The following is a 21,943-nucleotide window of genomic DNA, read 5'->3' on the forward strand; positions in this document are numbered from 1 at the left end:
GCTCAGGCCGCCTTGCCGTCGCTGAATTTCTCGATCGAGCGTGCCAGCTCGGCATGGTCGCGCGCGAATTCGTCGAGGGCAATGCCCTCGACCGCGGCCTGCCACGCTTGCAGCACCGCGCGCACCCCGGCGCCGGGCCCGTCCGGATGGCTGACGATGCCGCCGCCGCAGAGATAGAGGAGATCGACCGTGCGGCCGGTGCGCTCATAGGTCTCGGGCGCCTGGCCGCCCCATTGGCCGGAGCAGGCCACGGGCAGCGCGCAATCGTATGATGAAAACAGCGGCGTGGTCACCGCTTCGAAAGAGCGGATGAAAGAATCGTCCGGCTCCCAGTATTTCGAGCCGATACCGTTGATCTGGAACTGGTCGACGCCGAGCAGCCGCCAGAATTGCTGCCATACCTTGAAATCCATGCCGAGGCCGGGATGGCGGGTGAGAATGTCCCAGCCATTGCGGTGCGCATGCAGCGCCAGCCCGGAGCGCTTCCTGAGGAAAGCCATGCCGCCGAATCCGATGGAGTTGATGTTGACGAGCGCGCAATTGCCGCCGGCTTCCAGCACCAGATCGTGGTTGCGCATCATCTCGTCGGGATCGGCATGCGAGATTCCGAAGGCGTACATTACTTTCTTGCCGGTCTTTTGCTCGTGGTCACGGATCAGCGGCATGATCGCCTTCACCCGCTCAGCGAGCGGCGAATAGGCCGGGCTCATCAGCTTCTCGTCGTCCTTGATGAAATCGACGCCGGCTTCGATCAGTTCGCCCACCATCGCGGCTGTCTCGTGCGGCCTGAGGCCAAGCGCCGGCTTGACGATGGTGCCGATGATGGGACGGCCCTCGACCCCGGTCAGCCTGCGGCTGCCGGCAACGCCGAATTGCGGGCCGGGATGGGCGCCCCGGTATTGTTCCGGCAGCTTCATGTCGATGACCCGGATACCGGACAGGCCCCTGATCGAATAGGTGCCGCTGATGGCGATCGTCATCAACGCCGACAGGTCGGTGCCGATGGCGTCGAACGGGAAGCCGATATCGACATCGGCGCGCCGGAAGGGGCCATTCCCGGATCCGGGAAGCGACGGCTGCTCGGCATCGGGCAGGGGCCTGATCGCCAGCACACGAGCCGCCACACGCGCCTTTAATTCCTCGGTCTCGCCGGGCAGTGGGACGAAGGTGCCGGTCGACTGGTCGCTCGCGATCTTGGCCGCCAGCGCTTCGATGCTGCCAGAGGTTTCGATGCGATAGGTAAGCGTGATCATGGTCTGTCGGCCGCTCGAAAAGGGTTCGAAAAAAGTTTTGTCGCGCAGGAAATCTGGTATAATGAGTACCTAAGTATTGCAAGCAATATCCCGACTTCGGCAAGAGGGCCGGCTTCGGCAATTCCGGGAAATGAGCGGCGTTTTTCGTTCGGAATGCCTGGAACAAACAGCTGGCGCGGCTTGGCGATTGCATGAAATCGCGGGACCGCTCCAGGCGCAGGCATTCCGGTAATCCTGCCTGGAATGCTAAACAGGAACCGGGCCAGGGAGTGATTCGTCACGATGAACCGTTCGGAGCCGATCGTCCGGCGCAAACTTTCCGACGAAGTCTTTGCAAGGCTGAAGCGGCTGATCACCAGCGGCGAGCTGCAGCCGGGCGACGACATGCCGTCCGAACGCGAGTTGATGGAGCGCTTCGAGGTCGGCCGGCCGGCGATCCGCGAGGCCATGCAGGCGCTGAGCAATATGGGACTGGTCGCCATCTCGCATGGCGAGCGCGCCAAGGTGCTGCAACTAACCGCCAAATCGATCATCAAGCAGGTCGACGGCGCGGCCAAGATCATCCTGTCTTCATCCAGGGACACGCTGGAGCACCTGAAGACGGCGCGCATCTTCTTCGAGCGCGGCATGGTCAGGGAAGCCGCGGAAAAGGCGACCGCCGAGGATGTGCAGCGGCTCAGGGCAACGGTGGCCGAGCAGCGCGCCGCGCGCGGTGATTCCGAAGCCTTCATCTCCGCCGACATGAAGTTCCACACCCAGATATCGGCGATATCGGGCAATCCGATCTATGTCGCCGTCAGCGAAGCCACGCTCGGCTGGCTGAAGGAATACCACACCGAGATGCTGATCTGGACCGGCAAGGAACAATACACGCTTACCGAGCATGAGGAGATCATCGACCGCATTGAGCACCGTGATGCCGACGGCGCCGAAAAGGCGATGATCAAGCATCTCGAACGCTCGCGTGCGCTCTATGTGATGAATTCCGATAAGTAGCTCTAGCCAACCCGGACAATGGCGTAGGGCGACATCGTAAGATGGCCCTGACCCAGTGCCGAAACATCAACCGGGACGTCGTTCGCCGTCAGGTTCGCCAGCCAGACGGCAATGTCGCCCGAGGCGGCGCGACCGGCCAGCGCCGCAACACGCGTCTCGTCGCTTGTTTTCGCGGCAACATGCGCGAGCCCAGCCAGTTCGCAAAGCCCTTGGACGGCCCGGAAAATCGGCCGCGGCGATCCCTCGGCGACAGGTTCGCCGGATGCGGCCAGCACGCCGAATGGTCCGGTGATGCTGGACAGTGTCAGCATCTCCAGCCCGGCCGGCGCGACGCGCGCGGCATAGCCAATGGTCCAGGCGGCGGCAAACTGCGCGGCATGGCGGGGATCACGGTTCGCCATGGCAATGCGTTGGCCGGCAAAATTGTCCTTGGTCGCACCGCCATAGGGGTTCTGTCGCATGGCAATGGTCGACGGGCCGATCCGGTAAGGCTTGTCGCCGAAGATCGCCCGGGTCGACCGGGTGATGAAGGGCAGCGCCTCCAGCGATTGCATGACGCTGAGATCGTCGGCGGCGTGAACGATCGGACAGGTGCAGTGCGTGACGAAATCGAGTTGGTCGGCGGGCACGCGCTTACGGTTGAGCTCGGTGAAATAGCTGAATATGCCGCCGCCGAGGCGGATCCCGGGAAAGGCGCGCCGCGCCGCGGCATAGATTTCTTCCAGCGGCGGGCATGCCGGCCAGGCGCTGCCCGGCGGCGTCGACTGGCGGTCGACCGAAGGCGAGACGGCAACCGCATCGAGCCGCAGGCCGACCCGGCGCACCATATCGGCGACATCGGAGAATTCGGCATCGAGGTCGCCCGTGCAGGCCACCACGCATTCGAGCGTGGTCGAGGCGGGATGCGCCGCGGCGAGCCGGGCATGGGCGCGCAGCGCGTCCAGGCCGTGGCCGCGCGTCGGATCGAAGTGGAACAGGAGTTGCTGCGGACCGAGCCTTGCGAGCATCGGCAGTTCGGCCAGCGTTGCCTCTACGTCCTCGGGATAGACGATCACGCCGACATCGGGCAGCCTCGGCCCGGTCTCGCCGAGTTCGATGCGGACCGGTTCGGCACTCGCGGTCGCGGCGGGCATCCCGGCGCCGCCGGTGAGGCGCAGGCTCACCGTCTGGCGCAGCGGTTCGCCGGCCGGCAGCACATAGGGCCACGGCAAGGCCAGCGGCCGCACATAGGTCTTGTAGGAGGCGTCCGACCAGTTGCGCTGGTCCTCCATTTCGAAAGTATCGCCTTCCATCCTGCATTCGGCGCTGACGCCGGGACGCACTGCATGGGTGATGGCACGCAGGTCCTTGAAGGGCTGCCATGGGTCGATCAGATCAGGCAGTTCCGTGTCCACCACCCTGCCATCGGTGTGCTCCACCGTCACCGGGCTGCCGGCGAGGCCGGCGATCGGATGCAGGATGCAGAAGCCGCAGCGGTTGGTCTCGAAATCGCTCTCCGGCAGCGTTGTCACATCGAAGACCAGCCTGCCGTCGGCGGAGCCTTCGATCGTCGCGTGGAAGCGCAGGCTGCTGCCGCCCGGGCCGGTGCAATTCGCCTCATAGCTTACCGAGAAACGGTCGACCTTCTGGTCGATGGTCAGGTCCGTCAGCTCCGGCTCATAAGTGCCCCAGTCGCGGTCGCGTACGATATAGGCGATGGCGCGCAGCACTTCGGTGCCGGCATGCCGGATTGTGCGCAGATTGCCATTGACCAGCTCGGCACTCAGCGCGCCCGCCTGCAGCAGGATCGGTGCCGCTTCGGCCGCCCGTGTGCCGTAAAGATCGAACACGTCGGCCGTCATTGCAGCAAGGCTTCGATCTGCACCGGTTCGCGGCTCGCAGCACCCGCATAGGCGGCCTCGACCAGGGCGAATGTCTTCAGATTGTCGGCGCCCGAGGTCGCCGGCTCCTTGCCGCCGACAAGGCAGTCGACCCAGTGCCGCTGGATGGCCAGCACGCTTTCCTGGATGTTGTGCCATGGCCGCGAGGCCCAGGGCAGGAGCGGCGGCGAGACATCGCTCACTCTGGTTCCGCTCTTGCCGGTGACGGTCAGCCGGTAGCCCTGCGCCAGCCGGATCGTGCCGTCGACGCCGTCGAGCTCGATAAGTGTTTCCGGGAACGGCTCGGTGGCAAGCTTGGTCGCATAGCTGCAATCGACAACCGACGTGGCGCCGCCGGCATGATCCATGAGCATCGTCGCCACATCCTCGCCGGCGATCGCGGGGTTGATGCGTGTGGTCCGCGCGGTCAGGCTCGTGACGTCGCCGAGCAGGAAGCGGGCGATGTCGAGGATGTGGATGCCGAGGTCCTCGATGATGAAGCGTTTTCCGGTCGCCAGATAGGGCTGGCCGGAAAACACGTCATAGCCGGAGCGGAAGGAGATGCGGCCGAAGAACGGCGTGCCGATCTCGCCCTTGTCGAGCAGGGCGCGCACCGCCTGGATCGGCGACTGCCAGCGGAAGTTCTCATGCACCATAAGCGGCACGCCGGCCTTGGCACAGGCCGCGACCATCGCCTTGGCATCGCCAAGCGTCGGCGCGAACGGCTTCTGGCAGATGACGGGAACACCATGCGCGGCCGCCATCTCGACCAGCGGTCGATGGCTGCCGACAGTGGTGGCGATGTCGACGAAGTCGAGCGTCTCGGCGGTGAAAAGTTCCGCCGCATCGGTGTAGCGCCGCGCCACGCCGAACTGGTCGCCGACGATCCGCAACCGCTCCGGATCGCGGTCGCAGATGGCGACGATCGAGGCGCCCTCTATGTCGCGCCAGGCATGCATCTGGTTGACGGCGAAGAAGCCGCAACCGATCAGCGCTCCACGCAACTCCGCCATGCTCAGCCCGCCTTTGCCATCTGCATCAGGGTAACGCGCTGCTGCAGCCGGCGCTGCGCCTGGTCGACGACGACGGCGACGATGATGACGAGGCCCTTGATCACCATCTGCCAGAACGAGCTCACGCCCATCATCACCAGCCCGTCCGAAAGGATGCCGATGACGAAGGCGCCGACGATGGTGCCGCCGATCGTGCCGCGGCCGCCCGACATCGAAGTGCCGCCAAGCACCGCCGCGGCGATGGCGTTGAGCTCAAAGCTCTCGCCCGTCGCCGGATGCGAGGCCATCAGCTCCGACGAGATGATCAGCCCGACGATTGCCGCGCAGAAGCCGGAGAACATGTAGACGAACATCTTGACCATGTTGACGCGCACGCCCGAGATGCGCGCGGCGCGCTCATTGCCGCCGACGGCGAAGATGTGGCGGCCAAGCGGCGTGTAGCGGGCGAGATAGGCCGCCCCCAGCGCCACCACGATCAGGATCCAGATCGAGACCGGCAGGCCGAGCAGCCGGCCGGCACCCAGGAAGCCGAAGCCGGTGGTGCCGAGTTCCGGCTTGCCGACGAGATTGGGGAAAGTGCGGCCGTCGGAGGAAAGCAGCGCGAAGCCGCGCGCCACATAGAGCACGCCGAGCGTGGCGATGAAGGGCGCGACGTTGAGCCTGGTGATCAGCAGCCCGTTGACGGCGCCGATCAGCATGCCGACCGCGAGCGTGATCAAGGCGATCTCGACGACATTGAAATAGATGGTGTAGCCGATCTGCAGGTCGATGCCGTTGAGCACGAGGTAGCCGGCCACCATGCCGCACAGGCCGACGATCGAGCCAACCGAAAGGTCGATGCCGCCGGTGATGATGACGAAGGTCATGCCCATGGCGAGAAAGGCATTGAGCGCCACGTGCTTGGCCATCAGGATCAGATTGGCGGCCGACAGGAAGTTCGGCGCGGCGATCGAGAAGAACACCAGCACAGCGATCAGCGCAATGAAGGTTCTGAGCTTCATCAGCGTCAGCAGCGCCGAGCCGCTGGAGGCGGAGGAAGCGGCCGCCCTGGCCGGAATGTCAGTCATCAGCGTTGCTCCCCATGTGCGGCCGGTCCGTGGCCCAGCGCGGACGCGGCGACGATCGCCGCCTCCGTCGCTTCGGCGCGGTCGAACATGCCGGTCAATCTGCCATTGCTCATCACCGCGATGCGGTCGGACAGCGCCATCACCTCATCGAGGTCCGAGGTGGCGAACAGGATGCCCAGCCCGTCGCGCGAAAGCTTGCGCATGGTGCGGAAGACATCGGCCTTGGCGCCGACATCGATGCCGCGGCTGGGCTCGTCCATCAGAAGCACTTTCGGTCCGGTGAGCAGCGCCTTGCCGATCACCACCTTCTGCTGGTTGCCGCCCGACAGCGACGAGACCTCCTGCGCCGGGTCGGCGACCTTGATTGCGAGTTCCCGCACCATCTGCATCACGGCCTGCCGCTCGGCGCCGCCTCGGATGTGAAACAGGCGCACGAAGCGCGACAGGCTCGCCATCGTCAGGTTGCTGGCGACCGACAGGATCGACACCAGGCCCTCGCGCTGGCGGTCCTCGGGGATCAAGGCCAGCCCTCGCTGGATGCGGCGCGTCGTGTCGCGATCCTTCACCTGCTTTCCGGCGATGAAGATCCTGCCGCTGGCATGGCCGTGACGGCCCATGATGCAGTCGAACAGCTCGCTGCGCCCCGCGCCCATCAGCCCGTATATGCCGAGAATCTCGCCGGCGCGCAGCGACAGCGAGACGTGGTCGACCGCCAGCCCGCCGGTGACGCGTGGCAGGCAGATCTCCTCGGCGCGGAAGATTTCCGCGCCCGGCACATGGCCGTCGGCCTTGGCGAAGTCCTTGGCGTCCGAGCCGATCATCTGCCGCACGATCCACTGCGTATCGACGTTTTTCATCTGCTCCTGGCCGGTGATGCGGCCGTCGCGCAGCACGGTGATGTAGTCGCCGATGCGGATCAGTTCCTCCAGCCGGTGGGAGATGTAGACGATGGCGACGCCGCGCGCCTTGAGGTCGGCGATCACCTTGAACAGGATCTCGACTTCGGCGGCGCTCAGCGCCGAGGTCGGCTCGTCCATGATGAGGATCTTGGCGTCGAGCGAAACCGCCTTGGCGATCTCGACCAGTTGCTGCTGGCCGATGCGCAGATCCTCGACCAGCATGTCGGGCCGGATGCCGGCTTCCAGCCGCTCCAGGAATTCACCGGCCCGGCGCTCCTGTTCCTTGCGGTCGATCTTGCGGAAGCGGTTGGTGATCTCGCGCGTGGCGAAGATATTCTCGGCGACCGAAAGGTTGCCGAACAGGTTCAGCTCCTGGAACACCATGCCGATGCCGCGGTCGACCGCATCTCCCGACGACGAGAAAGAGACCTCTTCGCCTTCGAGCAGGATGCGCCCTACGGTCGGCTGCTCGACGCCGGCGATGATCTTCATCAGCGTCGACTTGCCGGCGCCGTTTTCCCCGACCAGCACGTTGACCGCGCCCTTGCGCACTTCGAAATTCGCCTGCTTGACCGCGACCGTGCCGGCATAGACTTTCGAGACATCCTCCAGCTTGAGGATGACGTCATGGCCATTCGCCTGGCTCATGGCTTCGGCCCGATCTCGGCCTCCGCCGGCGTCACCAGCGGCAGGTCCTGGCCGTCTTCGATCGTATAGGCGCCGAGCACCTTGGCGGTGCGGCCTTCCAGCGCCTCGCGCGGCAGCTTGGCGAGCACCGTCTTGGCGGCATGGGAATTGAAAGCCTTGCCGAACTGCGCGAAGTCGATCTGGTTGGTGAAATCGTTGAACTGGACGAAGTCGAGGCTGTCGCGCAGCGCCGTGCCGCGCATCGCCGGCCCGATCTGAACGCGCGCGTCCGCCTTGCCGTCACCGTCGGCGTCGACATCGATGGTGGCCGCGCGCGACTGCGTGTTTGCCGCGACGATCTTGCCCTCGACGCGCACGGCGAACGTCCATGGCGAATTCGCCTGCTTCTTCGGATTGCCGTATTTGGCGCCGGCCGCGGCCGGATCGGTCTTCGCCAGCGCATGGACCTCGGCGAACGGTCCAGCCTTCTGCTGCAGATAGGGAATGACTTTCGCCGCCCAGATGTCCTCGACTATCTTGTCAGGGTTGAAGGCGGAGGCATTGCCGTCGCCTTGCGCCGATGGCGTTGGAAGGATCTTGCAGGCGCTGAGCGCGATGCCGGCGGTCAGGGCAAGGATCGGCCAACTCGGCTTTTTCTGCATGGCGGTCAAGGGCATCCTGTTGAAAAGGAGCGAGGGACGAACCTCGGTTCGCCCCCCGCTGTTCGCGTTGCGCCGGCTCAGTTCTTGAGCGCGAAGGTTTCCAGCTTGGCGGCATTGTCGCCATTGATGAGCACGCAGTCCATCAGCTGCTTTTCCTTCTCGGGCGACTTCTTGTTCTTGATGAAGTCGTTGGCCTGTTCGACCGCCATCTGCGCCTGTGCGTAGGCAGGCTGCAGCACCGTCGCCTTGATGCCGCCCGAGGTGATGGAATCGCGCACGTCGTTCGATCCGTCGAAGCCAACGACGATGACGTCCTTGCGGCCGGCCGCGGCAAGCGCCGCATAGGCGCCCATCGCCATCGTGTCGTTGCCGGAGATGACGCCCTTGATGTCAGGATTGGCCTGCAGGATCGATTCCATCTTGGAATAGGCCTCGGTCTGGCTCCAATTGGCCGATTGCTGCGCGACCATCTTCAGGTCCGGATAGTCGTCGATGACGTCGTGATAGCCCTTTGAGCGGATGCCGGCATTGGTGTCGGATTCCTTGCCGACCAGCTCCACGAAATTACCCTTCTCGCCCATCAGCTTGACGAATTCCTGCGCACCGAGCTGGGCGCCCTGGTAGTTGTTGGAGACGATCTGAGCCACCGCGACGCCGGTGGCGTTGATCTCGCGGTCGATGAGGAAGGAGGGGACGCCGGCGTCCTTGGCCTTCTGTACGGCGGCGACGGTGGCGTCGGCGCCGGCATTGTCGAGGATGATCGCCTTTGCGCCGCGGCCGATCGCAGTGTCGATCAGCTCGGACTGCTTGTTGGCGTCGTCGTCATGGACCAGCACCAGCGCCTCGTAGCCCAATTCCTTGGCCTTGGCTTCGGCGCCGACGGCTTCCGCCTTGAAGAACGGATTGTCGTGCGATGGGGTGATGATGGCGATGAGATCCGCCGCGTAGGCGGGCATCGCCGTGCCGAGTGCCAGCACGCCTGCGAAGGCAGCAAGCGTCATTCTGCGTGTCAGTTTCATGAAGTCCTCCCGTTGAAACCCATGCCTCGATCGTTTCGAGGCCTCTATCTACGATTGAATTCGTCAGGCAGGGCCGGCAGCGCGCCGCCCGGATTTCAGAGCCGATCGCCGGCTGTCATCCGAACTGCTCCTCGCTCCGCTCCCGCCGTCCTCCACTCGCATCAACTTCAAACTTCCAACGAAGCATGACCGATCCGAGTCCGGGAACAGCTAAAGCTAACTGGTATAATGAGTCAACCACTAATTCAGGTGATCTGTATCTAAGCGGCGGCCCTCAGGTAATCCGCTGGATGCTGGCTGCGATCTCTTCCGGTTCGAAGACCCGCTTCCAGTCGTCGCGCATCAGCACCGGCTTGCCGAATTCGATGGCCTTGTTGCAGGCGTCGGAGAACACGCCTTTGGTTTCGCCGAAGATTACGGCGCCGAGCACATTCATGTGGCCGAGCAGGAAATCGAGGGCCGCCTGCTGGTCGACGCCCCGCGCCACGACCTCGTCGACAGCTTCCTTCATGACCACCAGCAGCGAGGCGCACACGGTCTCAGAAAGGCCGGGCTCGAGCAGCGCCATCTGCTCGACGGAAACGCGGTGCGAGCGCATCACCGGCGCCCAGATAATCTTGGCGATGGCCTCGCCCTTGGCGTAGTCCGCTTCCGGTCCCTGCATCAGTGCGCTGACCATGTGCTGCTTGGCCTTGACGCCGCCGAAATAATCCTTCTTGGCCGCCATGTCGGTTTCGTCGTTGAAGATCGGCGGATGGCAGGGGTGGGTGACGAAGTAGGTCAGGTCGGGACGATCAGGCAAATGGCCCGCAAACGGCGCCGCGGCATCGAGAACGATCACCATCGTGCCCGGCACAAGCTTGCTTTCGATGCGTGCCGCAACCTTGCCGATATGGGTGTCCGGAACCGCCAGGATCACCACCTCGGCGCCTTCCAGCGCCTCGTCGGCACTGACCGTATCGAAGCCCAGCCCGGTCTTCAGCCGCTCGCGCCCGGCCTCGCTGACCTCGACATGGCGGATCGTATAGGGCGAGCCGCGGAAATTGGTCGAAAGGCGATAGCCCATTTTGCCGCCGGCACCGAACAGCGCGATCGTCGTCATCTAGCCTTGCTCCTAAATATTGAACGATGGTCTCGCCAATCGTCACCTTATATACTGGTATGATCACTCTACCATCTTGGCAAGAGAAATCACTCCCTGCTTTGTCACTGCGGCCTGATTGCCGCAGCGCCCGCCTTAGGTTTCGCCGTGGCGTCGCCGGCTGCGCTCTCGAGGGCGGCGGGGTCGATGGCGGCGCGCCGCGACAGCACCTGCCGGCCGGCCAGCGCCAGAACGAAAATGACCACGATGCCCTGGACGATGTCCTGCGCGCCGGGCGGCAGGCCGATGATCTGCATGGTGGTGACGATGAGGATCAAAAGGATGCTGGCGAACAATGTGCCGAGCGCCGTCGCGGAGCCGCCGAAGATCAGCGTTCCGCCCAGTACCACCGCGGCGATGGATTGCAGGAGATAGGGCTGGCCCATTTCAAGGAAAGCGCCGCCGATATAGGCGCCCAGCAGCAGCCCGTTGAGCGAAGCCAGCACCGAGGAGATGATGAAGGCCGAGGCGATGACCCGGTTGTTGCGGATCGCTGCCAGCCGCGCCGCCGCGCGGTTCTGGCCGACTGCCGAGAGCAGTTGCCCGTAAACGGTATAGCGTAGCACGAACGACGTTGCGGCGACGCCCAGGATGGCGATGACTGCCATGATCGGCACGCCCGCGACGCGGCCCGTCGCCAGCGTCTTCAACAGCGGACTGACGGCGAAGCCCGATATCGCGCGGTTCGACAGCAGCGTTGCGGTTGCCAGCACATAGCCCGTCGCCAGCGTGGCGATGATGGCCGGTATGTTCAGCCCGACGACGAGCAGCGCGTTGAGAGCGCCGACCGCAAGGCCGAGCAGGATCGCGGCGCCGACGCCGACGGCGAGGTTGGCGTCCTGGCCCTTGATGGTCAGCAGCGCCACGAAGGCGCTGAGCGTGATCACCGAGGCCACGGAAAGGTCGATATTGCCGCGCCCGGTGGTGACGACGAACATCTGGCCGATGCCGACGACCGTTAGGAACGAGGCCGACAGAACGATGCCCGACAGGCTGGAGAGGCTGAAGCGGTTGGTGACGATGGACAGCACCAGCCAGAGCAGCAGCACCCCGATCGCCGACCAGATCCAGCGGTTTTTCTGCGCCCAAGGGCTGAAGGCGGCAAGCGCATTCATTGTTCGCTCCTGCGGTCCGCGGTCAGGCTGCGCAAGGTCAGCAGGGCGATGAGGATCAATCCCTGCGTCGCCGCATTGAAGTCGCTGCTCACGCTCAGCGTGCCGAGCAGGGCGCCGATCAACGCCAGCGTGACCGCGCCGGCGACGGCGCCGACCGGCGAGATGACGCCGCCCAGCAGCGAACAGCCGCCCATCACCACGGCGGCGACGCTGAGCAGGGTGAATGAATTGCCGGAATTGATGTCGCTCGCCGTATTGATCGCCGTCAGCGACAGGCCGGCGGCGGCGGCGAACAGCCCGGCGACGAGGTAGCGCACCAGCGCGTAGCGCGTCGGCGACCAGCCGGAACGGATCATCGCGGTCGGATTGTTGCCGAAACCGCGCAGCACCACGCCGAGCGGCAGCCGGTCGATCACGAACACCACGATTGCCACCGCGGCGATGAGGATGATCGAGGTTGGCACGAAGCCGAGCGACCAGTTGAACATTGCCGACAGCCATTCGGGGCTGGCGCCGCCCGGCGTCGGCTGCAGCGCATAGCCTATCCCGACCCAGATGAAGGACGCGCCCAGCGTGACGACGATGGCCGGGATCTTGCGCGCCTGGATCAGGCCGCCGAGGCCGGCATAGGCGGCGATCGCCGCAGCCAGCGCCAGCGCGCCGAGCCACGGCTGGTCGTAGAGCAGCGTGGCGCTGAGCACGCTGACGAGCCCCGCGAACGCGCCGACGCCGAGGTCGATCTCGCTGCCGCCGACGATGAACATCTGCGCCGCGGTCACCAGTACCAGCGACAGCGCCGGCATCAGCAAGAGGTCGAGCCCGAAAATGGAGGCGACCGCCGGATTGGCCGAGATCATCACCGCCAGCACGGCGGCGAGGCCGATGAAGGGGGCAGCATTCACCAGCCTGCGGGCAAGCCCGGCGCCGGCAGCGCCGCTGCGTCCCGCACTGGCGGCTTTGTCCGTCTGCTGGGCAAAGGACGCTCCAACGACGGCTGATTCCGTGATCGCCTCGCCGGCCAGTTCCTTGACGATGCAGCCGCCTGAAAACACCAGCACGCGGTCGCAGGCCAGGAGTTCGGCATCTTCGGTCGTGTGCCAGATGAGCGTGCGCCCGCCTCGCGCAATGTCGTTGCAGAGGCGGTAGAAGTCCTGCTTGGTGGCGATGTCGACGCCGCGTGTCGGGTCGTCGAGCAGGACGATCGGCGTGTCGGCGACGAGCGCCCGGGCGACGAGCGCCTTCTGCTGGTTGCCGCCGCTGAGCTCCAATATGTTGGATCCGAAGCGGGTTTCGTCGAGCCGCAGCCGGCCGGCGGCATCCGCCGCTGCCGCGCGGTTGGCGCGGTCCGAGACCAGGCCCAGCGCCGGGCGGCGTGCCAGGGCGCCGATGCTGATGTTCCCAAGCACGCTCCACAAGGGGAACACGCCTTCCTTCTGGCGGTCGCCCGCGATGAAACCGGCTTCACCGTTCCTGGCGACGGCCGCATCCGTTCCGGAATCGGGCTTGAAGATTGCGTGCAGCAACTCCTTCTGGCCGCTGCCTTCGAGGCCTGCCAATCCGATGATTTCACCGCGGCCGATCTCGATGTCGCGGCCGAGTTCGGCCGTCAGGAACCCGGACAATCGCACCAGCGCTTCGCGGCTGCCGGTGGTGGCGGTACCATGCTGGTGGATCGAGTTGGCGTCGCCCCCCATGAGCTGCACCAGCCTGCCGATCGACGTCTCGGCCACATCGCCGCGCCAGGCGGTGCGTCCATTGCGCAGCACGACCACCTGGGTGGCGATGTCGATGATTTCCTGAAGCTTGTGGCTGATGAAGATGAAGGCGAGGCCGGATTTGGCCCGCTCGCGGATGAAGGCCCGCAACTGTCTCGAGCGATCGAGATCGAGCGAGGAGGTCGGTTCGTCAAGAACGATCAGCTTGACACCGGGGGTCGCGGCGGCGCGCGCAATCTCGACCATTTGCCGTTCGGCGATGGAGAGGTGGCCGACTTCGGCATTCACATCGATGCCGTTTGCGGGGAAGACGGCGTCCAGCGCCGAGCGGGCGCGCGCCCTGTAGAGTGCCCGCCAGCCCGGCCGGTTGGCGGCATCCGCCGGAATTTCCAGGAAGAAGTTTTCGGCCACCGAGAGGTTGGCGCACAGCGACAATTCCTGGTGCACCATGCGGATGCCGCGGCGCTGTGCTTCCGCCGTGTCGTAGCCGGCGAAGCCGATATTCTGGCCGGCAAACGAAATCGAGCCCAGGGTCGGCCACATCGCCCCGCACAGGATGCGCATCAGCGTCGATTTGCCGGCGCCGTTGCCGCCGACCAGCCCGATGATCTCGCCGGTGGAGACGGCGAGGTCGATCTCTGCATTCGCCAGCGTCGGTCCGAAGCTCTTGGTGATCCCGGAAAGCGAAACAACGCTCTGCCGGGTCGGATCGGCGAGCACCGCGGCGGCTGCGCCTTCCGGGGCTACGGCGAGATGGGACATTCGTCCTCCGTTTCTTCACGGGCAGGGACCGGGCGCGGCCGTTCCGCGGCGCCCGGTCCCTGGCATTGCCAACCTTACTTGCTCAGCAGGTTCTGCTTGACCCAGTCGAGCGAATAGCTGGGGCTGATGATCTGGCCGCCAGGCAGCTTTGCATATTCCTTGAGGTTGCCGGCATCGACGGTGGCCACCGGCATGATCATCATCTTGGGTGCCTTGGCGCCCTTGAGCAGCGACAGGCCGAGCCAGAACGCGGCGCCGCCAATACCGGGCGTGGTGTTCATCGAGACCGTCTGGTAGCCGTTCTTGGCGTTCTCCTCGGCCCACCATTTGACGAAGTCGGTGCCGCCGCCGCCTTCGATGATCGGCATCTTGCCGGCATAGTCGCCGCCATACTGGACGAACGCCTGGGCGATGCCGACATCGTCGCTGCCGCCTTGTGCGAGCACGGCGTCGACATGCGGCAGGGAGGGCAGCACGTTGGCGATGGCCGCCTGTGCGACCGACGCGGTCGCCTGGCCATAGACCGTGGCGACAACCTTCATATCGGGATATTTGGCCAGCACCGACTGTTGCGCGTTGAACATGTCGTTGTCGGGCGCCGAACCCTTGACGCCGCGCACCTGGATGACGTTGCCCTTGCCGCCGATCATCTTGAAGACGGCCTCGGCCTGGGCTGCCTTGTAGCCCTTGAAGTCGAAGTTGAGCTGGTAGTTGCAGGGCGCCGAGGCGACCGAATCGAACGAAACGACGATGATGCCGGCCTTGCAGGCTTTTTCGATGATCCCGTTGACCGCGGTTTCCGACGCGGCATCGACGGCGAGCACGTCGACCTTCTTGAGGATCAGCTCGGCGATCTGGCTGTTCTGCTGCGCCACCGAGCCGTCGCCGTTCATGACGATGTAGTCGGCAATCTGGCCGGCCGCCTTGGCTTCCTTGGCCGAGGCTTCGAAAGCCTCCACCATCTGGTGCCGCCAGGTGTTGCCGTAATAGGCGTTGGCGAGCGCGATCACCGGCGCATCCGGTGACGCCATTGCCGGCACAGCCGAGACGCTGACCAGCGCGGCGCCGGCAAGCGCCGCCACGGTTGAAAACTTCATGATATTTTCCTCCCAAAAAACACCGGCCGATACGTCGGCCTTCTGCCATTCCGTTACGACGTCCTCCGAAAGACGCCATACCAGCTACATGTTATACCAGCATACCAAATAGGCAAGCGGGCACCGGAACCTCGATTGCCGAAACCTCCTTCGATTTAAGGACGAGACGAAGCTCGGCCGTCAGCTTCGTTCTTCCTTGGCCAAACGGAGCCGGCCTGCTCCAGCAACTGGTGACCAGTCCAAAGTCGGCCGTAGACGGACGTTAGGTCATCATATATGTAATGTCAATCGATGGCGCGACCCTTGTCTGCCGACGCGACTCGGGATCGATTGTTCCGCGAACACCCCAGGGAGGGACAGATGGAGCCGGTCCAGAAAAAGAAATTGTATGTGGAGGTGCTTGACCGGCTGATGGCGGCAATCTCGACGTCCGAATTCCCGCCCGGCTCTCAATTGCCGTCGGAAAAGGAACTAATGACGATGATCGGCGTCGGCCGGCCCTCGATCAGGGAAGCGATGCTGTCGCTGCAGCAGATGGGACTTATCAGGATCTCGCACGGAGAACGTGCCCGCGTCATCAATCCGACGCCTGATGTCATCGTCGATCAGGTCTCCGCGGCGATGGTCATGATGCTGGCGACGAACTCTCGCGGGCTCGAAGAACTCAAGGAAGTCAGGCTCTTGCTGGAAACCGGCCTGGTTCGGATAGCCACGCGGCGCGCCACGGCCAAGAGTCTGGAACGCCTCGCGGAGACCTTGCGTCATTTGCGCGAGGCAAAGGGCGACCAGGCCCGGTTCGTGGCGGCCGACATGGAGTTCCACGCCGTCATTGCGGAGATGAGCGGCAATTCGATGATAGCGGCGGTGGCGAAGGGAATGCTCGAATGGCTGTCCCGTTTCAAGCGGGATCTGGTGGCGATGAAAGGCGCCGAGCGGCTGACGGTCGAGGAGCATGAGCGGATCTACAAGGCAATCGCCGGCGGCGATCCGGAAGGCGCGAGCGCGGCAATGGCCGACCACATTGGCCGCGCCAACGAGCTCTATTCGAAACTGGCCGGCGGCGGCGCCGGCTGAGCGGCCGCCGAAATTTTTTGCCCGGGAAAACTCATATGATGACATGATTTCTTTTTGGTGCTAACGGTCACTCCGTGAACGTCATTCCAGTCGGGAAGCCTGCATTGTCCGGTCGCCTCCGCGCCACCTATCTGATCGAAACCCGCTACCCGCTGGAGGTTGCCGCGGCTGCGATGGCGGGCGAACAATCAAGCGGGACTTTCCGCGCCATACCCGGAGAAACGCCGGAGCTGCTGCGCAGGTTCGGAGCCCGCGTCGAATTCATCAGCGATGTTGCCGAGGTCGACAGCGAGGCGTTGCCGTTCTCGCGCTCGCCAAAAAATGCGACCGTGAGGCCGCACCGGGCCAAGGTGGGCCTTTCCTGGAACATCGAGAATACGGGGACAGTGCTGGCTTCGGTCTGGTCGACGGTTCTCGGCAATCTGTTCGAGCTGCATCATTTCTCGGCCATGCGTCTCCTCGACGTTACCTTTCCCGATGCCTTCGCGGATGCCTATCCAGGGCCGGCCTTCGCCGTCGAGGGAACGCGTCGCCTGACAAGCGTCGAAGGGCGCCCGCTGATCGGCACCATCGTCAAGCCGAGCGTTGGTCTTACCCCGCAGGAGACGGCAGCCCTGGCCGACACGCTGATTGCCGCGGGTCTTGATTTTATCAAGGACGACGAATTGATGGGAGACCCTCCGCATTCGCCGTTCGAACACCGGTTCGAAGCGGTCATGGCGGTGATAGACAGGCACGCCGACAGGACCGGGCGCAAGGTCATGTATGCGGCCAACATTTCCGGTGACATCGACGCCATGCGTCGCCGGCTGGATCTGATCGAGCGCCGTGGCGGGACCTGCGCCATGCTGGTCCTGAATTCCGTCGGCCTGTCCGCCGTCATCGAGATGCGTCGCCACTCCGCCGTTGCGCTGCACGGCCATCGGGCCGGCTGGGGCCTCTTCAGCCGCTCTCCCGATCTCGGCATGAGCTATCTCGCCTATCAGAAATTCTGGCGCCTGGCGGGCATCGACCACATGCACGTCAACGGGTTGTCCAACAAGTTCTGCGAGCCGGACGAATCGGTGATGGCGTCGGCCCATGGCTGTCTCACCCCGATGTTCGAGCGGGCTGGCCGTCCCGATACGGTCATGCCGGTGTTTTCGTCTGGACAGACCGCTGTGCAAGCAGCCGAGACCTATACGAGGCTCGGCTCGGACGATTTCATCTATTGCTGCGGCGGCGGGATCATGGCGCATCCAGGCGGGCCGGCCGCCGGCGTTCGAAGCCTGCATGATGCTTTCGAAGCCGCGGCGGCAGGGGTTCCCGCACGCGACTATGCCGCCACGCATCCGGAGCTCGAAGCCGCGCTGCAAGCGTTCGGCTGAATCTGCGCCATCGGCGCGCCATCAAGGCAAATGGGAGAGAAAGCAAATGACGACATCCGTGGCGGTGCTTGGGGCCGGAGGGAAGATGGGCTTCCGCGTGACACGCAAGTTGATCGAAGCGGGCTACGATGTCCGCGCCGTGGAGATCGGCGAGGCCGGCCGCAAGCGGCTGGGAGAGGCCGATATCGGCGCCGTCGCCATGGACGAGGGCATTCCCGGCGCCAAGGTCCTGGTAATGGCCCTGCCGGACAATGTCATCGGCCAGGTGGCGCGGCAGATCTCGCCGATGCTTGCCGCGGGCACCATGATCCTCATTCTGGATGCGGCAGCGCCCTATGCCGGCGACTTGCCCGGGGATCGGCCGGATCTCACCTATTTTGTCGGCCATCCCTGCCACCCCCCGCTGTTCGGCGACGAGACGGAATGGGCCGCGCGTCGCGATTACCATGGCGGCATCGCCAGGCAATCGATCGTCTGTGCCCTGATGCAAGGTCCGGAAGAGCACTATGCGCTTGGCGAGGAAGTGTGCAGGGCCATGTGGTCGCCGATCATCGACAGCCATCGCGTCACGGTCGAACAACTGGCGATCCTGGAGCCGGGCCTGTCCGAAATGGTGGCCATGCCCTTCGTCGACACCATGGTCGAGGCTGTCGAGGAGTGCGAACGCAAATATGGCATTCCCAGGAAGGCGGCGCTGGACTTCCTGATAGGTCATCTGAACGTCGAGATCGCCATGTGGTTCGGCTTCTCTCCGAAAGTGCCGTCCGATGCGGCGCTGAGGCTGATGCGATTCGCCAAAGGCGTCGTGGTCCGGGACGACTGGCGCGAAGCGCTCACACCGGCCAAGGTGAAGGAAGCTTCGGAATTGATCGTCTACGGCAAGGGAGCCTGAGCCCTGCCTTCGCCGGCCCGGATCATATCGGTATCGACCGCGCTCTTCGATGGCTATTCCATGGAATTGGCCATCGAGGAGATTGCGGCGGCCGGCGCCCTCCATGTCGAGCCGGCCTTCATTCGCGGCTATGTCGATTTCGATGAAGGCATGTTTGCGGCTGCGCACGCCGCGAAGCTGCGCCAGGCAGCGGAACATGCCGGGCTGGGGATCAATGCCGTGTCGGCTCATCTCGACCTGTCGGGGGCCGATGCCGTCGACGCCTTGTCCCGCCGCATCGGCTTTGCCGCCGGTCTTGGCGCGTCCTTCCTGATTACCAATGCCGGCCCGGCGAGAAACAGCGCGGCGATCCGCAAAACGATTGACGCCCTCCTGCCGAGGCTGGAGGAAGCCGGCATCGTCCTGGCGCTTGAAAACCCCGGACATGGCCAAGGCGATCTGCTCGGCAGCGCCCGGTTGGGGGCAGGCTTCATCCGTGACATCGGATCGCGGCACGTGCGCCTGAACCAAGACGCCGGAAATGTCTTTACCTACAGCAACGAGACGGTGCAGCCGGCGCAAGATATCGCTGATGCCATCGATGCGGTTGGGCATGCTCATCTGAAGGATGTCGTCAGCACCGAGGAGGGGTGGGCGTTTTGCGCCATCGGTGACGGCTCGATCGGCTACGAACCGTATTGGGCAGCGCTTCCCGCGACGCTGCCGGTCAGCATCGAACTGCCATTGCGGCTGCAGCGCCCGCAGCATCGTGATCCCCAACGGCGGAGCGCGCCGGTGGATATCGCCACCATTCGGAGCGCGCTGCGGCGTTCACTGGATTTCGTCAATTCGCTGGAGATCGCAAAGAGCAGCACCTTCTGAACAGCGAAAGGTGGTTCCTTGCCTTTGCGAGAGTCGGCTATCCACGCTCCGGGAACATCGCCTTCAGCCCTTCACGCGAGGCCTTGGCGACGCCGCGTTCGGTGATCAGGCCGGTGACCAGCCGCGCCGGCGTCACGTCGAAGGCGGGGTTTGCCGCGGGCGTCGCTTCCGGCGAGACGCGCACCTGGGCGATCTCGCCGCTCGCGGTCTTGCCCCACACCAGCGAAACCTCGTCGCCGGAGCGTTCCTCGATCGGGATTTCGGCAAGTCCGTCGCCCACCGTCCAGTCGATGGTCGGCGAAGGCAGCGCAACGTAAAACGGCACGTCATTGTCTGCGGCGGCGAGTGCCTTCAAATAGGTGCCGATCTTGTTGCAGACGTCGCCGTCGGCCGTCGTGCGGTCGGTGCCGACGATGACCATGTCGATTGCGCCGCGCTGCATCAGATGGCCGCCGGCATTGTCGACGATCAGCGTATGCGGCACGCCGTGGCCGGCCATCTCCCAAGCCGTCAACTGGGCGCCCTGGTTGCGCGGCCGCGTCTCGTCGACATAGACATGGACCGGAATGCCGGCCTCCGTTGCCAGGTAGATCGGCGCGGTGGCCGTGCCGTAGTCGACGGTGGCCAGCCAGCCGGCGTTGCAATGGGTCAGGATGTTGACGGTTTCGCCCGGCTTTTTGCGCGCCGCGATGTCCTTGATGATGGCGAGGCCGTTCTCGCCGATGGCGCGGTTGAGCCCGACATCCTCGTCGGCGATCTCGCTGGCGCGCCGATAGGCGGCTGCAGCGCGTTGTTCCGTCGGCAGCGGCCGCAGGAAGCGTCGCATCTCATCCAGCGCCCAGCGCAGATTGATCGCCGTGGGACGCGTCTCGTGGAGCGTCTCCCAGACGGCGTCGAGCGCGGCATCCGCCGGATCGTCCGCCATCTGCATGGCGACGCCATAGGCAGCGGTGACACCGATCAGCGGCGCGCCGCGCACCCACATGTCGCGGATGGCGGTGGCGATGCCGTTAACGGTGTCGACCTTCACGACACGGAAGTCATGCGGCAGCCAGCGCTGGTCGATGATCTCCACCGAGCGCCCATCGTCGCTCAGCCAGATGGTGCGATAGTGGCGCTCGCCGACGTTCAAATGCGGTTCTCCTGTTCGATTAGCGCGGCCAGGTTGTTGACCTCGTCGATGCTGTGAATATGACGCCTGTTGACGGCGATGTGGCGGCCGAACTCCAGCGCCTTCGCTTCACATGTGGCGCGCAGGTCTTCGTCGGCAATGGTCTCGAAATCGGCATTGTGGGCGAGGCCGAGGATGCGCCGGTGCACCTCGATGCCGGCAAAGCCGAGGAGGTCGTCCCAGATCTGGTGCAGCACATGGTCGAGCGCCTGCTCGGCGCCGAGCCTGTCGCCCTGATCCTCGAACAGGCTCTTTTGATAAAGCATGCCGTTGCGCTCCGTGCGCCACAGATGCGAGAATTCGGTGCGGAACACCGACCACGTCTGCGCCGTGACATCGAGCAGATAAGCGCGCATGGCGTCGCGCTTGCCGCTCTGCTCATGGCCCCGCTGCGAGAAGAAGGCCATCCAGAAATTGGCGAGCAGCATGCCGACGTCGAAGGCCATCGGCCCGTAGAAGGCGAATTCAGGGTCGATCATCCTGGTCTCTGTATCCGTGACCATGATCGAGCCGGAATGCAGGTCGCCATGCAGCAATGTCTCTGCATTGGCGGCGAAAAGATGCTTCAGGCGCTGCGCTTCCACCTTGAGGTCGCGGTCGGCGCGCAACTCGGCGACCGATGCGTCGAGCTGCGGCGAAGTGTGGCGGTTTAGCTTGGCGTCGAAATAGGGGTCGGAGAACACCAGGTTCTCGGTGATGTCGCACAGCTCGACATTGTCGGCGAACAGCGCCAGATCCGCCTTGCGTTCCTTGGTCACCATCGAGAAGTCGGAGCCGCGGAACAGGGTGCGGGCCATGAACAGCCCGATATCCCTGGCGATGTTCGGCAATTGCCGGCCCTCGATCAGCGCCCGCCGCAAAATGATGTGCGGCGACAGATACTCCATGATGATCAGCGCCTGGGTCTCGTCGAAATGGTAGATGGCCGGCACCGAGCCCGGCGCGCGCGCCTCCTGCCGTGTCAGCGCGTGATATTCGAAGAAGGAACGCTTCAGCGGCAGCGGCCAGCTGTCGCCGACCAGCCGGACATACGGCAGGGCCTGCTTGACGACAGCCGCGCCCTTGCCGCCCTCGACGATGAAGACGAGATTAAGATTGCCGTCGCCGACCTCGCGCACTTTCCAGCGGCTGGTGTCCTCGCCGATGCGCCCGGTGAGCGCCTCGTTAGTGCCGAGCCGCGTGGCGAGCGTCTCCACCGACAGTGCTTCGAACGGCGTCTTCCCGGTCATCCTCACCTCTCCTGCTCGTTCCCCCCATAATAGCGGAGCCACGGCGGCGGGGCCAAGCTAGGTAGCGCTCTGGCAATTGTCAATCGTGTTGACAATTGCCGATGTAGCCCATAGCGTCACGGGC

18 protein-coding genes are annotated in these 21,943 nt (G+C 64.5%); 5 read left to right on the top strand and 13 right to left on the bottom strand.

The window, feature by feature from the left end; genetic code table 11:
- Nucleotides 1–2 precede the first annotated feature (2 nt).
- Entirely contained in the window at nucleotides 3–1,253 is a 1,251-nt protein-coding gene (gene oiaX, locus FJ979_RS09320) for a 3-oxo-isoapionate-4-phosphate decarboxylase OiaX (protein ID WP_140564331.1), read from the bottom strand.
- Between the two features lie 282 nt (nucleotides 1,254–1,535).
- On the opposite strand from oiaX, the gene FJ979_RS09325 reads away from it, so the two are divergent.
- Nucleotides 1,536–2,249, top strand: coding sequence for a transcriptional regulator NanR (locus tag FJ979_RS09325; protein WP_140514647.1), 714 nt, complete (start codon nucleotides 1,536–1,538; stop codon nucleotides 2,247–2,249).
- A 2-nt stretch (nucleotides 2,250–2,251) separates the two neighbouring features.
- Here FJ979_RS09325 and FJ979_RS09330 read toward each other — a convergent pair whose 3' ends face one another.
- The 10 genes from FJ979_RS09330 to FJ979_RS09375 form a co-directional block, all read right to left on the bottom strand.
- On the bottom strand, nucleotides 2,252–4,090 hold the full coding sequence (locus FJ979_RS09330) for a hypothetical protein (protein ID WP_140580671.1): 1,839 nt from the start codon (nucleotides 4,088–4,090) through the stop codon (nucleotides 2,252–2,254).
- A complete protein-coding gene (locus FJ979_RS09335) occupies nucleotides 4,087–5,121 on the bottom strand; it encodes a Gfo/Idh/MocA family oxidoreductase (protein WP_140580673.1) in 1,035 nt (344 codons plus the stop codon). The genes FJ979_RS09330 and FJ979_RS09335 overlap by 4 nt, the downstream gene beginning before the upstream one ends.
- Before the next feature lie 2 nt (nucleotides 5,122–5,123).
- On the bottom strand, nucleotides 5,124–6,188 hold the full coding sequence (locus FJ979_RS09340; protein WP_140580674.1) for an ABC transporter permease: 1,065 nt from the start codon (nucleotides 6,186–6,188) through the stop codon (nucleotides 5,124–5,126).
- A complete protein-coding gene (locus FJ979_RS09345; RefSeq protein WP_140580676.1) occupies nucleotides 6,188–7,735 on the bottom strand; it encodes a sugar ABC transporter ATP-binding protein in 1,548 nt (515 codons plus the stop codon). Before FJ979_RS09345 ends, FJ979_RS09340 begins: the two co-directional genes overlap by 1 nt.
- On the bottom strand, nucleotides 7,732–8,376 hold the full coding sequence (locus tag FJ979_RS09350; RefSeq protein ID WP_140580677.1) for a DUF2291 family protein: 645 nt from the start codon (nucleotides 8,374–8,376) through the stop codon (nucleotides 7,732–7,734). Before FJ979_RS09350 ends, FJ979_RS09345 begins: the two co-directional genes overlap by 4 nt.
- 77 nt (nucleotides 8,377–8,453) lie before the next feature.
- Nucleotides 8,454–9,395, bottom strand: a complete 942-nt coding sequence (locus FJ979_RS09355) for a D-ribose ABC transporter substrate-binding protein (RefSeq protein WP_140497809.1) — start codon at nucleotides 9,393–9,395, stop codon at nucleotides 8,454–8,456.
- 274 nt (nucleotides 9,396–9,669) lie between these two features.
- Entirely contained in the window at nucleotides 9,670–10,497 is an 828-nt protein-coding gene (locus FJ979_RS09360; RefSeq protein WP_140580679.1) for a phosphogluconate dehydrogenase C-terminal domain-containing protein, read from the bottom strand.
- 104 nt (nucleotides 10,498–10,601) lie between these two features.
- Nucleotides 10,602–11,651 carry an ABC transporter permease gene (locus FJ979_RS09365; protein WP_140497813.1) on the bottom strand — a complete coding sequence of 350 codons (1,050 nt, stop codon included), beginning with the start codon at nucleotides 11,649–11,651 and terminating at the stop codon, nucleotides 10,602–10,604.
- Nucleotides 11,648–14,128 (bottom strand): ATP-binding cassette domain-containing protein, encoded by a 2,481-nt coding sequence (locus tag FJ979_RS09370; RefSeq protein WP_140514658.1) that lies wholly within the window; start codon nucleotides 14,126–14,128, stop codon nucleotides 11,648–11,650. Before FJ979_RS09370 ends, FJ979_RS09365 begins: the two co-directional genes overlap by 4 nt.
- Nucleotides 14,129–14,202: 74 nt before the next feature.
- Nucleotides 14,203–15,225, bottom strand: coding sequence for an ABC transporter substrate-binding protein (locus FJ979_RS09375; RefSeq protein WP_140580681.1), 1,023 nt, complete (start codon nucleotides 15,223–15,225; stop codon nucleotides 14,203–14,205).
- A 360-nt stretch (nucleotides 15,226–15,585) separates the two neighbouring features.
- Between FJ979_RS09375 and nanR the strand changes: the two genes are divergently transcribed.
- The 4 genes from nanR to FJ979_RS09395 all read left to right on the top strand — a co-directional run bounded on the left by nanR (nucleotide 15,586) and on the right by FJ979_RS09395 (nucleotide 19,419).
- Nucleotides 15,586–16,299, top strand: coding sequence for a transcriptional regulator NanR (gene nanR, locus FJ979_RS09380; protein ID WP_140497819.1), 714 nt, complete (start codon nucleotides 15,586–15,588; stop codon nucleotides 16,297–16,299).
- 104 nt (nucleotides 16,300–16,403) lie between these two features.
- Complete coding sequence (locus tag FJ979_RS09385; RefSeq protein WP_181168567.1) at nucleotides 16,404–17,666, top strand: ribulose-bisphosphate carboxylase large subunit family protein; 1,263 nt, start codon at nucleotides 16,404–16,406, stop codon at nucleotides 17,664–17,666.
- Between the two features lie 46 nt (nucleotides 17,667–17,712).
- Nucleotides 17,713–18,558 (top strand): phosphogluconate dehydrogenase C-terminal domain-containing protein, encoded by an 846-nt coding sequence (locus FJ979_RS09390; RefSeq protein WP_140580684.1) that lies wholly within the window; start codon nucleotides 17,713–17,715, stop codon nucleotides 18,556–18,558.
- 60 nt (nucleotides 18,559–18,618) lie between these two features.
- The gene (locus FJ979_RS09395) at nucleotides 18,619–19,419 is read left to right on the top strand and encodes a sugar phosphate isomerase/epimerase (RefSeq protein ID WP_181168566.1); all 801 of its coding nucleotides are present in this window, start codon (nucleotides 18,619–18,621) and stop codon (nucleotides 19,417–19,419) included.
- Nucleotides 19,420–19,456: 37 nt separating this feature from the next.
- Here the strand turns inward: FJ979_RS09395 and mtnA are convergent, their stop codons facing one another.
- Both mtnA and mtnK read right to left on the bottom strand, forming a co-directional pair.
- Complete coding sequence (gene mtnA, locus FJ979_RS09400) at nucleotides 19,457–20,551, bottom strand: S-methyl-5-thioribose-1-phosphate isomerase (protein WP_140580687.1); 1,095 nt, start codon at nucleotides 20,549–20,551, stop codon at nucleotides 19,457–19,459.
- Nucleotides 20,548–21,819: an S-methyl-5-thioribose kinase gene (gene mtnK / locus FJ979_RS09405; RefSeq protein ID WP_140580689.1), complete on the bottom strand. Its 1,272-nt coding sequence runs from the start codon at nucleotides 21,817–21,819 to the stop codon at nucleotides 20,548–20,550. Before mtnK ends, mtnA begins: the two co-directional genes overlap by 4 nt.
- Between the last annotated feature and the right edge of the window lie 124 nt (nucleotides 21,820–21,943).

It is taken from the genome of Mesorhizobium sp. B1-1-6 (assembly GCF_006443035.1).
Lineage (GTDB): Bacteria > Pseudomonadota > Alphaproteobacteria > Rhizobiales > Rhizobiaceae > Mesorhizobium.